The organism is Corynebacterium sp. zg254 (assembly GCF_024701495.1).
GTDB classification, from domain to species: domain Bacteria; phylum Actinomycetota; class Actinomycetes; order Mycobacteriales; family Mycobacteriaceae; genus Corynebacterium; species Corynebacterium zhongnanshanii.
The window spans coordinates 677,477-691,675 of record NZ_WIAR01000001.1 but is presented as its reverse complement, the minus strand read 5'-3'; the positions used below and the strand labels follow the sequence as shown (position 1 = coordinate 691,675).

Below are 14,199 nucleotides of genomic sequence, written 5' to 3'. Positions count from 1 at the left end.
TCCCTTTCAGGAGAGTAAATAAAAAGAAAAATGTGGTGCTTTTCACATTTCGAACACGCCGTGTTCGGTGATGACGGTATTCACAGTGAGGTCGTGCGAGGCATGAGGGACATGCGTATGGAATTCCCACTGATCAACAATTCCTAATCTTGTTACATTCAGGTTGCCTTGTGCAAGTTGACGATCGTAGAAACCTCCACCCTGGCCAAGCCTGTGCCCTGCGGAATCTAGCCCAATAGCTGGGATGATGGCCACGTCAACTACCTCAGGGAGGGGTTGAAAAATTTTTTCATCAGTGGGCTCCAATAATCCCCAGGAACTGCGTTCCAAATCCCCGGTGTAGGGCACCCATTCCAGATTTTTCTCCGCTACACGGGGCAAAATCACGCGGAATCCGGCCGCGCGGAGGACGTCAGGCAGCCAGCGACCGCCGGGCTCGGAGTCCATGGGGACGAAGGCGGTGACCGTCAGGGGAATGTCTGAACGTCCAGCGTCGGCGCTGTCCGTCTGCGTCTCCCGCTGTGTCTCCGTCTGATAACGGCGCAGGTAGTCGATCAGGTGGGCCTGGATCATCTGGTCGCGCGCCGCGCGCTGCTCGGGGCTGACGCTCCCGCGGCGGGCTCGGGTGGAGGCGCGCAGTTCGCGCTTGGCCTGTGAGATGTCCGTGGGGCTGTCCATGACGGCCATTGTAGGTGCCGGCTGTATGCGCCGGGTGCCTAAGCCCTATGCCTGACCCCGCAGTAGCACACTGTCTGAAAAACCCCAGCGAGCCAGCGTGTGCGCGGCCACTGAACCCTTCTTCAAAGGTATTATCGATAAACATGAGTGATTCTGTGCGCTTAAAAACCGTTGTTGTTCCTGCGGCCGGCTTGGGAACCCGTTTCCTGCCTGCCACGAAGACGGTGCCGAAGGAGCTCCTGCCAGTGGTAGGAACCCCGGGAATTGAGCTGATTGCCCGGGAGGCTGCGGAGGCTGGTGCACAGCGTCTGGCGGTGATCACCGCCCCGAAGAAGGCCGGCGTGATGGGGCACTTCGACCAAGACCAGCAGCTGGAGGAGACCCTGGAGGCCCGCGGGAAGCTGGACCTGCTGGAGAAGGTGCAGGCCGTCAACGGTCTGATTCACCCACAAGCCGTGGTTCAGGACAAGCCGCTGGGTCTGGGCCACGCGATCAGCCTGGCCGAAGAGGCTCTGGACGAGGACGAGGACTGCTTTGCCGTCATGCTCCCAGATGACTTGGTTCTGCCGTTCGGTGTGATGGACAAGATGCTGGCCATCCGCGAGGAGTTCGGCGGCTCCGTGCTGTGCGCTTTCGAGGTGCCGCAGGAGGATGTCTCCAATTACGGCGTGTTTGACATTGACGAGGTCGACGGCGGCCGCGAGGACGTGAAATGCGTTCGTGGCATGGTGGAAAAGCCGGCCGTGGAGGATGCGCCGTCCAATTTTGTTGCGACGGGTCGTTACTTGTTGGATCGTCAGGTATTCGACGCCCTGCGTCGTACCAAACCAGGCAAGGGGGGCGAAATCCAGATTACGGATGCGATTGAGTTGATGATTACCGAAGGCCATCCGGTGCATATTCTGGTTCACCATGGAAAGCGCCATGATCTGGGTAACCCGGGCGGTTATATTCGCGCGTGTGTTGATTTCGCGCTGGATGATCCTACCTACGGGCCATCCCTGGATAAGTGGTTGCGCAACTTGTTGGATTCTAGGAAGTAGAGCTCTATGCGGACTGTTGAAGAGCAGTTAGCAATTATCACTGCTGCGGCAAGCACCCCGGAGCCGGTGCGCATTGCCATTTCTGATGCGCTGGGTCTGCGGTGTGCGGAGCGCGTGGAGGGCACGCAGAGCCTGCCCAGCTTCAACCAGGCTGCCATCGACGGTTTTGCCGTGCGTGCGGTGGATGTGCGCAACTTCCTCCAGGGGCTTCAGCAGGGGATTCAGGCTGAGGAGGAGGGCCAGCCGCCCCGCGCGGTGGAGGAGTTCCCTGTGGTGGGAGATATCTCCGCGGGCTCTCAGCGGCCGGTGCGCCTGCAGCCGCGTCAGGCTGTGCGAGTGGAAACGGGTGCCCCACTCCCGAACTTGGCTGATGCGGTGCTGCCGCTGGATTGGGCCGAGTCCAATCGGCGGTGGATCCGCCCGCTACACCCGGTGAATAGTGGCGAGTTCGTCCACCGCGAGGGCTCCGATGTGCAGCCCGGCGATGTGGTGGTGGAGCAGGGAACCGTCATCGGTGCTGCTCAGGTGGGTCTGTTGGCCGCTGCCGGCCGCTCCAAGGTGCTGGTGTACCCCAAGCCGCGCATGTCTGTGATGTCCTTCGGTCAGGAGCTGGTGGACATCGACCGGGACGCAGGCCTGGGTCATGTCTATGACATCAACTCCTATTCTCTGGCGGCGGCGGGCCGTGAGGCGGGCGCCGAGGTCAACCGCATTGGCGTGATCAACGGCGAGCCGCGGAAGCTGAAGGACCTGATCGAGGGACAGCTCATGCGCTCGGAGGTTGTGGTCATCGCCGGTGGCGTAGGTGGCGCCGCGAGCGACCGCCTGCGGGAGGTCGTGGGCGAGCTGGGTGAGATGGACGTCTCCCGCATCGCGATGCACCCTGGGTCCGTGTTGGGCTTTGGCCGGCTGGGCCCGGACGCGGTGCCCACGTTCCTGCTGCCGTCCAACCCCTCGGCGGCGCTCGTGGTGTTCGAGGTACTGGTCCGGCCGTTGATCCAGTTGATTCGCGGCCAGCGGCAAGCGACCCGACGGGTGGTTCAGGCTCGGACGATTGCTCCGATTGAATCGGCGCCTGGGCGTCGGGGATTTATTCGGGGCCAGTTGATGCGCGATCGGGACACGATGGAGTTCCTGGTGGACCCGCTGGGCGCGGTACATCCGGGCGAGCCGACGCACCTGCTGGGCAGTCATGGCCAGGCAAATTGCCTGATCGTTGTGCCGTCCGACGCCGGCCCGATTCCCCCAGGGCACGTCGTCGATGTGATGTTTTTGAGTAATCAGAGCTAGAAGCGATGGTCCACTGGTTGGGTGACATTGTCGCCGAGCTGAGCGGCAGGCGGCAACGGGTGTCCACCCCGTATGTGCGCACGACGGGCCAGGACCCGGCGCTGGTGCGCCTGCGTGACCTGCGGCGCGGCGATGGGCAGCGCTGGCGTGAGCTGCGGCTGAGTAACGAAAAGCAGCTGCGGCCCGTGGAGCCCACCGTGGAGGGGACCTGGCAGGAGGCGCATACGCCGGGGCGGTGGCGGGATACCTATTTGTATCTTCAGGATGCGCGGCGTCACGGCAGTGTTTTTCCGTTGGTGATTGAGGCCGACGGGCAGTTTGTGGGGCAATTAACGCTCGGCACAATTCAGCGCGGAAGTCTGTCCAATTGTTGGATTGGCTATTGGGTGGCGAAGGAATATTCCGGCCGAGGAATTGCCACGGCGGCCACGGCATTGGGCACGGATTTCGCGATGAAGATGCTGAAACTGCACCGGGTGGAAGCCACCGTCCTGGAGAATAATTCCGCCAGCATTGCTGTGTTGCGCAAAACGGGTTTTCGGGTGGAAGGCCGCCTGCAGCGCAATCTCCACATTGATGGCCGCTGGCAGGATCACCTGTTGGTGGCGCAGACGGTGGAGGAATGCACGCCGGGTGGTGTGGTTCATCGATTGATTAATACGGGGAGATTGCGGCCGGGTATGGGCTAAAGGTTGCCTCCATGGCGCAATAGCACAGCGCCATGACGTAATCGCACAGCGCAATTGGCCGGGGTTCGGCGTGGCAGGCAGCGTGAGAAAGATGGACTCGATACCGTAGAAATCATGTCTGGCTCTCTTCTGCTTATTGCTGTTGTCTGGCTGGTGCTGCTGGCCCCGTTGCTGCTGCGTAACCAGCGTCCTGTGCGCCGTACGGCACAGGCGCTGAATGAAACGCGCGTGATTCTTTCGGGGGGTGCCCAGAAGGATGAGCAGGAGGGTGAGTCTGCGCAGTCGGGCCGCCGGATGCCCACGCTGCGGAAGCTGAAGCCGTCTGAGAGCCTGTACAAGGCCTCCGATGATGAGGATCTGGAGCTGGTGGACGCGGAGCCGGAGTACATCGTCTTCGATGACGAGGACACCTCGGCACGTCCGGCGGGCCGCTTTGCGCAGATCGCTGCGCGTTGGGGTGCGTCCCGCGCTGAGAGGAAGGCGGAGTCCGAGCCAGCGGAGTCCGAGGTTCTGGACGCGGAGGTTGTGGAGCCTGAGATCGTCGACGGAGAGATCGTGGACACGGAGCAGGCCGAGTCCGCCGAGCCGGGCGTTGTGGATGCTGAGCTGGACACTGAGCACAACGCCGACTCTGATGACGATCCTGAGGCTGATGCTGCGGATGCTGCCGATACCGAGGATGAGACCGACGCCGAGGTTCTCGTAGACGACAGCGCCTCAGAAGAGGGAGATGGCGATGCAGACGACAGCGCAGAGGCACGCGACGAGGCTGACGAGGCCGACGACGCCGAGGGCCGCATCACCCTGCCCGAGGCCTACCTCCGCGGCGGCGATGTGAACACGGCCGTGGACACCGCCGATGACTTGGAGGAGCCACGCGTGGCCGATGAGCACGCGGACTACCTGACCCAGGCCCAGGCGATCGTGGTGGATGACTCCGATGAGATCACGGACGAGGACATCGCTTATGCAAACTCCCGCAAGGGACGCGGGGTGTACGATCCCGTGGCATCCCAGCGCCTGGTGAAGCAGCGCCAGAAGCGCCGCGCTCAGGTGCTCATGGGCTTGGCCGTGCTGACGGTCCTCACGGGCATCCTGGGCGTCACGGTGGGGCACGCCACCTGGCTGCTGTTCGCGGCTGTGCTGGGCTTCACGGTGTTCTACCTGGTGGCCCTGCGCCGCACTGCCGTGGAGGAGGCTCGCCTGCGCCAGCGCCGCCTGACCCGCATGCGTCGCGCGCGCCTGGGCGTGCGCAACTCCGAGGACGAGGAGCTGGGTATCCCGGATCGCCTGCGCCGCCCGGGTGCGATCATTGTGGAGGCCGACGATATGGACCCAGAGTTCCAGCACCTGAGCTACATCGACGGCGGCTACTTCTACGACAACGACGATCGCGACAACACCTACTACGATCACTCCGTCCGTGCGATGTAACCCCACGTGCGGCCCGCGTGTGAATCCCGTTAAGATACCCTCATGAATCACCCAGCAGTTCGCGACGCTGCACTGCTCGTGCTGCGCCTGGTCCTTGGCCTCATTCTGATTGGCCACGGTTGGCAGAAGATTTTCCTCCAGGGCATGGAGGGCCCCAACGGCACCATCGCTCAATTCCAACAGATGGGTGTGGTGCAGCCCCGCCTCAGCGCGTGGGGTGGCTCCATTTTTGAAATGCTGGCCGGCGCCATGCTGGTGGTGGGGCTGCTCACCACCGCAGTGGCGCTGGTGGCTGTCTTTTATTTCGCGGCGGTGATGTACATTGTGCACATCAGCCACGGTCTATTTGTGGACCATGGTGGTTTTGAGTTTGTGCTGTTGATTATTGTCACCTGCCTTATTCTGGGGGTGTTCGGTCCGGGCCGTGCGAGCCTGGATAAGGCGCTCTCGCGCTTTTCTTAAAGCTCTATATTTTTCGGCGGTGAATAATGGATTGTCAGGATGTCCGTGCGGCTCTTTCGGCACGTCTGGATGGCGAGCCGACTTCAGCGCCGGATGATGTGGTGGACGCGCACCTGGACGCCTGCCGCGAATGCCAGTCCTGGTACGCCACGGTGACGGCGCTGGGCCGTGACCTTCACATCGGCGTGGCGGGCCAGCAGGACGAGCCCCAGCAGTCGGGCGAGGCGTTGGCCGATCAGCTCTTGGCTACCCACGCCGTTCCCACCGGATCCTTCCGCAGCCGGCAGTACCCCTTGCTCATCGCCCGCATCGTTCTGGTGCTGCTGGCCGTGGTGAACATCGGCTGGGCCGGGACGTTGCTGTTTGGTCAGGTAGCCGGGCCTGTTGCGGAAAATCCGGAGTTTGCCCGTTATGTGTTCGACGCCGCCACGTACCGCTTCGCTCTTGCCGTGGGGCTGCTGTGCGCGGGTGTGCGGCCTGCGATGGCCAGCTCGATGCTCCCGATCTATCTTGCCCTGTGGGCCTTTGGTGCCGGCTTTGCTACCAGGAACTTGGTGTTCGGATTAGCACCGGAGGATAGTGGCGCCAACCCACTGTGGGGACTTGCCTTAAACCTCGCCGCGGTGGTGGCTCTGGTGGTGTGCTGGCTGGGCCGGCATCACCTGTTCACGCCGCTCAGCCAATCCTGGAAAACAGCCACAGCTCAGCCGCTGAAGTTTTCCAATAGCGACATTACGGGGCGCTAATTCTGCTCTAACTCCAGCTGGGGAGCCACAGCCGAAGCTCGTATTCCAGGTCACTGAGCGGCAGGGCCGCGTAGATGGGGAGGAAGAACAGGAAGTTCCACACCACCACGGTGGAATATCCAATCACAATAATCTGGCGCCAGCGCAGACTTAAGCGCGGAGAATGCCACACCTGACCCATGATCATCGCCAAGGTCATCACTAAAAATGGCGTCAGATTCGTGGCATAAAACAGGTACATCTGCCGATCCATTTGCGGCAGCCACGGAAGAAAACCGGCCGCAAAACCGACAACGGGAACAAGCCACATCGGCTGCCTGCGAATAACCAGGCACCACAGGGCCCACAGGATCGCCGGCACACACACCCACCAGATCGCGGGCGTGCCAACCAACAGCACCACGGTGTGCTTGCCCTGGGAACTATCCGGGTTGTAGTACATGAGCGACCGTGTGGTGGCCAGCCAGGACCACGGCTTGGACTCCCAGGAGTGGTGGTGGCCGTTGGAGTTGGTCAGCTCACTGTGAAACTTCAGGACAGAGACGTGGTAGTAGATGAAGTTCTGCACCGTGTCCGGCAGGAAACTCCACGCCCACCCATCCGTCCTCTCGTAGCGGCCGGACTCCACCGCGTGGCGGAACACCCCGGATTCGGAGGCGAACCAGGAGCGCCAGGACAGCACATAGATCACCACGGGGTAGATGACGGCCGCACAGAAGTGAGGGGGCACATCGAGCACCGCGGTGCCCACCAGGGGTTTGGATACGCCGAACCGGCGGCGTCGGAGATAATCGACGATCACCACGGTCACGCCGAAAAAGGCCATGTAGTACAGCCCAGACCACTTGATAGACAGGGCGCACCCCAGTGCCACGGCCACGCCAAAACGCCACCAGCGAAACCCCATCCGGGGGCCGAAGGGATGGTCGTTGATGCGGCCCTCGGCGTACACGTGGCGGAAGCGGGTGGTGGTCTGGTGGGCGTCGCGGACGGCGAAGTAGGTGGCCGCCATCACGGCGAGAGTCTGCAGGTGATCCAGCATGCCGCTGCGTGCGGTGACGAACAAAATGCCATCGCACAGGGCAAACACACCCGCCAGCAGACCCACCAGGTGACTGCCGGACAGGCGCCGGGCAATACCCGCGATGAGTAGAATCACCGCCACACCAGCCAGCGCGCTGGCCACACGCCAACCCCAGGGGTTATAGCCGAAGACGTCCATGAACACGGCCATGATCTGCTTGGCCAGCGGCGGGTGCACCACCAGGCCGAACCCGGGGTTATCCTCCATGCCGGGCAGGAAGGGGTTGGTCCAGCTGCGGGCGATCTGCCAGGCCTGGGGGACGTAGTGCTTCTCGTCGAAGATGGGGGTGTGGCTATCGGTGGGGTGGTTTAGGCCGATGAGCCGGGTGAGGAACCCGAAGATTGCCAGGGTCAGCAGCGTGAGGCGCCAGGTTCGGGGGTTGTGAGGCTGGCGCGTGGCGAGCGAGGCGATCTTCGTGATGGGCACGCCCTTCAATATATCCGGTGGCTATTGTGTGGCAAGCTGTACCCATGGGAGAAATCGAAGGTCTGTTGGATCGAGCCCGTGCCAAGCGGCCCGTGGAATCTGGCGGGATTATGATCGCTGCCACGCCGCTGGGGGATCCGCTGGATGCGTCGATCCGGCTGATGGACGCCCTGCGCAGCGCGGACATCATCGCCGCGGAGGATACCCGCCGGACCCGGAGTTTGGCGGACGCCCTGGGCGTGGAGATCACGGGCCAGGTGGTGTCCAACTTCGACCACAACGAGTCCGAGCGCGCCGGGTGGCTGGTGGAGCAGGCTCAGCTGGGCAAGCGCGTGCTGGTGGTGACGGATGCCGGGATGCCGGCCGTGTCCGACCCCGGCTTTCCCGTAGTGGTCGCCGCGCATGAAGCCGGCGTGGCTGTGACGTGCCTGCCGGGCCCGTCTGCGGTGCCGACCGCGTTGGTGCTGTCCGGCCTGGGCGTGGGGCACTTCACGTTTTTGGGTTTCGCGCCCCGGAAGAACGGGCAGCGCAGGACGTTCTTTGAAAGCTTCGCACAGGAGCCGCGGGCGGTGTGCTTCTTCGAATCGCCGCATCGCATCGCCGATACGTTGGCGGTGGGCGCGCAGGTGCTGGGGGAGCAGCGCCGGGCCGCGGTGTGCCGTGAACTGACGAAGACCTTCGAGGAGGTGCGCCGTGGCACGCTGGGCGAGCTGGCCGAGTGGGCCGCCGGCGGGGTTAAGGGTGAGATCTGTGTGGTGATCGACGCCGCCGCCGATGCGTCGGGCGATGTTGCCGTGGAGGACCTGGTGGGCGAGGTGCAGCGTCGGGTGGCTGCGGGGGAGCGGCTCAAGGCTGCGGCGGGGGAGGTTGCGTCGGCCCACGGGGTGAGTAAAAAGGCGCTGTATGACGCAGTGGTGGCCCTAAAGCAATAGCCCGAGCAAAATTCTCAGTAACTTCTCAGTTTCGGGGGTGATAGGGAGGCGAACAACCACCCAACCTGTGAAAACGCTGGGACTTGGGTGTTGGGCAGGTACCGCACAACCGTGTTGTCAGGGGCTTTCACGTGCTCTTTCGTTGAAAAGCTGCAGAAAAATCAGCACCCTGGAGGAATGACTGTTTCTCAAGAGAAGGGTTCGTCGAGCCCGAAAAAACTCGATCACACGGAGTCCGGCACCCCGGATGTGAATCCGCAGGGGCAGGACGTCGATACGGATGACACGGTACAGCTGGACGAAAACGCCAGCATCAACATGTCCGTGACCATCCCCGCCGCAGGCCTCATCCTGGCCGTTCTGCTGTGGGCATTGTTCTCCAAGGACAGCTTCTCCAGCTTCTCCAGTGCGGCACTGGACTACCTGGTCTCTGACTGGGGTTGGCTCTTCGTGCTGGTGGGCTCCCTGTTCGTGGCCTTCATTCTGTTCATTGCCTTTAGCCGCTTCGGCCACATCCGCCTGGGTAAGGACAACGAGTCGCCTGAGTTCTCCACTCCGTCCTGGGTGGCTATGATGTTCGCCGCCGGTATGGGCATTGGTCTGATGTTCTACGGTGTGACCGAGCCGCTGACCTTCTACCGCGACGGAGTGCCCGGATCCGAGACCGAGGATGTGTCCACCGCACTGTCCACCACCTTGTTCCACTGGGGTCTGCACCCATGGTCCCTGTACGCCATCGTGGGTCTGGCCATCGCCTACACCACCTACCGCCTGGGCCGTAAGCAGCTGCTCAGTGCCGCCTTCGCGCCCCTGATCGGTGAGAAGCGCGCCACCGGCGCCATCGGTAAGGCCATCGACGTGCTGGCTATCTTCGCCACGGTGTTCGGTACCGCCGCATCGCTTGGTGTGGGCGCTACCCAGATCGCGTCCGGCATGGACTCCGTGGGAATCCTGCACAACCCCGGCACCTGGACCCTGGTGGGCATCATCGTGGTACTGTCCATCTTCTTCCTGGCGTCCGCCGCCTCTGGTGTGGGTAAGGGTATTCAGTACGTCTCCAACTTCAACATGGTCACCGCCGCCATTCTGGCACTGTTCGTGTTGATCGTGGGCCCCACCGTGGTGATCCTGAACCTGGTTCCCACCACCCTGGGCTCCTACCTGCAGAACTTCTTCGTGAACGCCTCCCGCACCGCGAACTCTTCCCACGATGCGTCCTCCTGGTTGTCCTCCTGGACGATCTTCTACTGGGCATGGTGGACCTCCTGGTCCCCCTTCGTGGGCATGTTCCTGGCCCGCATCTCCCGCGGACGCACCATCCGTGAGTTTGTGATCGTGGTGCTGACGGTTCCCACCTTGGTGACCATCGTGTGGTTCTCCATCTTCGGTGGATCCGCGATGCACTTGGAGGAGATTGGCCAGTCTATCTGGGGCGATGGTGACCCAACCAAGCAGCTGTTCTCCCTGCTGGACACCATGCCTCTGGGGCAGATCAGCTCCGTCATTGCGATGATCCTGCTGGCAACGTTCTTCATCACTTCGGCGGACTCCGCCTCCACCGTGATGGGTACCATGTCCCAGCACGGCCGCGAGGTAGCATCCCCAGTGGTGTCCGTGCTGTGGGGAGCGCTGACCGCCCTCATTGCCGTGGTGCTGCTCACCACCGGTGGCGATGACTCCCTGAGCAACCTGCAGACCATCACGATCGTGGCGGCCTCGCCGTTCACCCTGATCATCATCGCGCTGATGTTCGCGATCCCGAAGGCCCTGTCCGACGACCCGCTGTACCTGGACCAGAAGGCACAGCGCCAGTTCGCCCTGCGCGTGGCCAAGGAACGCCGCGTCAACGAGCAGCGCCGCCAGAACACCCGCAAGCGCCTGGGCAAGCAGCACGGCCCATCGGTCGCGCCGGGCGAAGGCAACGGCTCTGCAGCCGTTGCCGCTGCCACCGCCGAGGCCGCGTCCAACAAGCACGAGGTCTTCGACGGCAACGAGGTGGTCGAGGTGGTGAAGGTTTCCGACATTGAGCACATTGTGGAGGCAGCCCAGCAGGCTGCCCGCGATGCTCAGGAGGCCTCCGATGCGTACATCGAGTACGCCGAGACTCACGACATCGACCCGAACCCCTCTTCTGACTCTGAGAAGAAGTAGCGGAAACAGTAAACACAGCCCCCACCGGACAACGCGATCAGCGTTACCGCCGGTGGGGGCTGTTTGTACATTGCTTGAGCAGATCTAATATCCTAGACAGCATGTCCCAAAGCTATTTGATCTCTGTTGCATGGCCGTATGCAAACGGCCCCCGCCACATCGGACACGTCGCCGGATTTGGTGTTCCCTCCGATGTTTTCGCTCGCTTCCAGCGAATGTGCGGCAACGAGGTTCTGATGGTCTCCGGAACCGACGAGCACGGAACCCCACTGCTCGTCCAGGCGGAGAAGGAAGGCGTGACCGTCCAGGAGCTCGCCGACCGCTACAACCGCATCATCGTCGAGGATCTGGCCGGCCTGGGTCTGTCTTACGACCTGTTCACCCGCACTACCACCCGCAACCACTACGCCGTGGTGCAAGAGCTGTTCCGGGGCCTCTACGAAAACGGCTACATGGTCACCCAAACCACCCGGGGTGCCATCAGCCCCACCACCGGCCGCACCCTGCCTGACCGCTACATCGAGGGAACCTGCCCCATCTGTGGGGCCACCGATGCCCGCGGTGACCAGTGCGATAACTGCGGAAACCAACTGGACCCCGAGGACCTGATCGACCCACGCTCCAAGATCAACGGGGAAACCCCTGAGTTCGTGGATACCGAGCACTTCATGCTGGACCTTCCCGCGGTCGCCGAGGAGCTCACCGCGTGGCTGAAGGAGCGAAAGGACTGGCGCCCGAACGTGCTGAAGTTCTCCCTGAACCTCCTGGAGGACATCCGCCCCCGCGCGATGAGCCGCGACATCGACTGGGGCGTGCCGATCCCGATCGAGGGCTGGCAAGACAACAACGCCAAGAAGCTGTATGTCTGGTTCGACGCTGTCGTGGGCTACCTGTCGGCGTCGATTGAATGGGCACATCGCACGGGCAATCCGGAAGCATGGCGCACATGGTGGAATGACCCAGAGGCCGTGTCCTACTACTTCATGGGCAAGGACAACATCACGTTCCACTCCCAGATTTGGCCGGCTGAGCTGCTGGGATACGCCGGTAAGGGCAGCAAGGGGGGCACGGTTGGTGAGCTGAAGGAGCTGAACCTGCCCACGGAGGTGGTCTCCTCTGAATTCCTTACCATGTCCGGTTCCAAGTTCTCCTCCTCCAAGGGCGTGGTGATTTACGTCCGCGACTTCCTGAAGGAGTTCGGCCCGGATGCGCTGCGCTACTTCATTGCCGTGGCCGGCCCGGAAACCATGGACACGGACTTCACGTGGGACGAGTTCGTGCGCCGCATCAACTCCGAATTGGCCAACGAGTGGGGCAACCTGATCAGCCGCACGGTGTCCATGGCGCACAAGAACTTCGGGGAGATCCCGCAGCCGGGTGAGTTCCAACAGGAGGATCAGGCGCTGCTGGACGAGGCGCAGGCCGCGTACGATACCGTGGCCGCGGCGCTGTCCCGCTCCAAGTTCAAGGCCGGCATCACCGAGGCAATGCGCATCGCCGGCAAGGCCAACCAGTACATCGCGGCCACCGAGCCCTGGAAGCTGGCCAAGCTAGCCAAGGAGGGCGACGCCGCAGCCGAGCAGCGCCTTGCGACCGTGCTGTACACGGCGTTGCAGGTGGTCGCCGACATCAATACGCTGATGACCCCGTACCTGCCATTTTCCGCGCAGAAGGTCTTCGAGACCCTGGGAGGCGAGGGCCAGTGGGCGGCGCAGCCGGACGTAGTAGAGGTCGTGGATGATTCCCCACTGAAGCCCGTGGGTGCAGGCGTGCCGGAGGAAGGCCGCAGCTACCCCGTGATTATGGGTGACTACACCCAGCAGCAGGCGGTGTGGAAGCGCATCGACCTGAAGCCGGGTGTGCCGCTGTCCAAGCCGAAGCCGCTGTTCGCGAAGCTGGATCCGGAGCTGGCCCAGACCGGGCCGGAGTGGGCCCGGGTGGACGGCTAGGCTGCATAAGTCAAACGGCTGGGCCGCATTATTCAAACGAGGAGCGCGGGGCGCCGATACCCGGATCGATGGTGGGTTGCGGTCCCGCTCCCGGCCGAATATCAATGCTGAAAATGTCCACCGGAAGATACACGGTGGCGCAGGCATTGGGAATATCCACCACGCCGGAGAAGCGGCCCTCGATGGGGGCGGCGCCCAGCAGGAGATAGGCTTGCTCGGGAGTCCAGCCAAATGTGGTGAGGTATTCGATGGCGTGCAGGCAGGCGCGCTGATACGCCAAGTGAGAATCCAGATAGCGCTGCTCGCCATGGAGCGTGACGGACGTTCCCGAGAAAGCGAGCCATTGCGAATGCTGTGGCTCCAGATTTCCCGGCATGAAAATGGCGTTTTCCGTGACGTTGTATTTAGCCATTCCGTCCTTGATGATGTCCACGTGCAGATCGATGTAGCCACTCATTTCGATGCCGCCGCAGAAGGTGATCTCGCCGTCTCCCTGGGAAAAGTGCAGGTCACCCACGGAGAAGTTTGCCCCATCCACATAGACCGGGTAGAACACGCGGGTTCCCTTGGAGAGGTTTTTGATGTCCTGGTTCCCGCCGTTTTCTCGTGGGGGAGCGGTGCGTGCTGCTTCTCGTGCGGCGCTGGTGTAGCGCTCGCCGGTGAGGCCTCCCAGGATGGCGTTGTTGGGCTCGGGCGGGAGTGCCAGGGGTGGCTCGCGTTCCGGGTCGGTGGCAATCAGCGCGGCTTCGCGCTGATTCCACCGCTGCAGCAGATCGTGGCTGGGGGCTGTTCCCATGAGGCCGGGGTGGATGATGCCGGAGAACTCCACGCCGGGAATGTGGCGTGACGTGGCCTTCTGCCCGCTGAAGTCCCATACGGCTTTGTATGCATCCGGGAACTGGTCGGTGAGGAAGCTGCCGCCGTTTTTCTTGGCGAAGATTCCGGTATATCCCCACCCTTGGCCCGCGAGTGGCCCTTCCTCTTGGGGGATGGGGCCTACGTCGAGGATGTCCACGATCAGCAGATCGCCGGGTTTCGCCCCGGTCACGTGGAAGGGACCGGACAGGGCGTGGACGGTGGAGAGGGGAGCGTCGCGGATGTCGTCGGCGCAGTCATCGTTGTTGATGGCGCCGTCGAACCATTCGCGGCAGTCCACGCGGAAGCTATCGCCGGGGTTCACGCACGCTACGGGCGGGATGTCTGGGTGCCACCGGTTGTGGCCCAGCTTTTCTTGGTCGGTAAAGGGCTTGGTGCTGTCGAGGGGGAAGATGTTCTGTGGCATGTGATGTCCTTCTATGTCCTTATGTCCTTGGGG

General features: G+C 62.7%; 12 protein-coding genes. 9 read left to right on the top strand and 3 right to left on the bottom strand.

Translation table 11 applies throughout. From position 1 onward, the window contains the following. Positions 1 to 42: 42 nt before the first annotated feature. On the bottom strand, positions 43 to 678 hold the full coding sequence (locus GC425_RS03155) for a 5-formyltetrahydrofolate cyclo-ligase (protein WP_257821942.1): 636 nt from the start codon (positions 676 to 678) through the stop codon (positions 43 to 45). Positions 679 to 821: 143 nt separating this feature from the next. Between GC425_RS03155 and GC425_RS03150 the strand changes: the two genes are divergently transcribed. From GC425_RS03150 to GC425_RS03125, 6 genes are all read left to right on the top strand, one after another. Beyond that, entirely contained in the window at positions 822 to 1,721 is a 900-nt protein-coding gene (locus GC425_RS03150) for a UTP--glucose-1-phosphate uridylyltransferase (RefSeq protein ID WP_187767878.1), read from the top strand. A gap of 6 nt (positions 1,722 to 1,727) precedes the next feature. After that, on the top strand, positions 1,728 to 3,011 hold the full coding sequence (gene glp / locus GC425_RS03145) for a gephyrin-like molybdotransferase Glp (RefSeq protein ID WP_151841970.1): 1,284 nt from the start codon (positions 1,728 to 1,730) through the stop codon (positions 3,009 to 3,011). 5 nt (positions 3,012 to 3,016) lie between these two features. After that, the gene (locus GC425_RS03140) at positions 3,017 to 3,700 is read left to right on the top strand and encodes a GNAT family N-acetyltransferase (RefSeq protein ID WP_257821941.1); all 684 of its coding nucleotides are present in this window, start codon (positions 3,017 to 3,019) and stop codon (positions 3,698 to 3,700) included. Positions 3,701 to 3,814: 114 nt separating this feature from the next. Beyond that, positions 3,815 to 5,134 carry a gephyrin-like molybdotransferase receptor GlpR gene (gene glpR, locus GC425_RS03135; RefSeq protein WP_257821938.1) on the top strand — a complete coding sequence of 440 codons (1,320 nt, stop codon included), beginning with the start codon at positions 3,815 to 3,817 and terminating at the stop codon, positions 5,132 to 5,134. 42 nt (positions 5,135 to 5,176) lie between these two features. Next, positions 5,177 to 5,596, top strand: coding sequence for a DoxX family protein (locus GC425_RS03130; protein ID WP_257821936.1), 420 nt, complete (start codon positions 5,177 to 5,179; stop codon positions 5,594 to 5,596). Positions 5,597 to 5,622: 26 nt separating this feature from the next. Further along, entirely contained in the window at positions 5,623 to 6,342 is a 720-nt protein-coding gene (locus tag GC425_RS03125) for a zf-HC2 domain-containing protein (protein ID WP_257821934.1), read from the top strand. A 7-nt stretch (positions 6,343 to 6,349) separates the two neighbouring features. Here GC425_RS03125 and GC425_RS03120 read toward each other — a convergent pair whose 3' ends face one another. Beyond that, positions 6,350 to 7,852 carry a glycosyltransferase family 39 protein gene (locus GC425_RS03120; protein ID WP_308240238.1) on the bottom strand — a complete coding sequence of 501 codons (1,503 nt, stop codon included), beginning with the start codon at positions 7,850 to 7,852 and terminating at the stop codon, positions 6,350 to 6,352. Between the two features lie 44 nt (positions 7,853 to 7,896). Here GC425_RS03120 and rsmI point away from each other — a divergent pair, with 44 nt between their 5' ends. The 3 genes from rsmI to metG all read left to right on the top strand — a co-directional run bounded on the left by rsmI (position 7,897) and on the right by metG (position 12,884). Next, positions 7,897 to 8,784 carry a 16S rRNA (cytidine(1402)-2'-O)-methyltransferase gene (gene rsmI / locus GC425_RS03115; protein WP_257821931.1) on the top strand — a complete coding sequence of 296 codons (888 nt, stop codon included), beginning with the start codon at positions 7,897 to 7,899 and terminating at the stop codon, positions 8,782 to 8,784. Between the two features lie 177 nt (positions 8,785 to 8,961). After that, the gene (locus tag GC425_RS03110) at positions 8,962 to 10,935 is read left to right on the top strand and encodes a BCCT family transporter (RefSeq protein ID WP_308240237.1); all 1,974 of its coding nucleotides are present in this window, start codon (positions 8,962 to 8,964) and stop codon (positions 10,933 to 10,935) included. Positions 10,936 to 11,036: 101 nt separating this feature from the next. After that, a complete protein-coding gene (metG, locus tag GC425_RS03105; protein WP_151841963.1) occupies positions 11,037 to 12,884 on the top strand; it encodes a methionine--tRNA ligase in 1,848 nt (615 codons plus the stop codon). Positions 12,885 to 12,912: 28 nt separating this feature from the next. Here metG and fmdA read toward each other — a convergent pair whose 3' ends face one another. Continuing rightward, a complete protein-coding gene (gene fmdA / locus GC425_RS03100; protein ID WP_257821928.1) occupies positions 12,913 to 14,166 on the bottom strand; it encodes a formamidase in 1,254 nt (417 codons plus the stop codon). Positions 14,167 to 14,199: the final 33 nt, after the last annotated feature.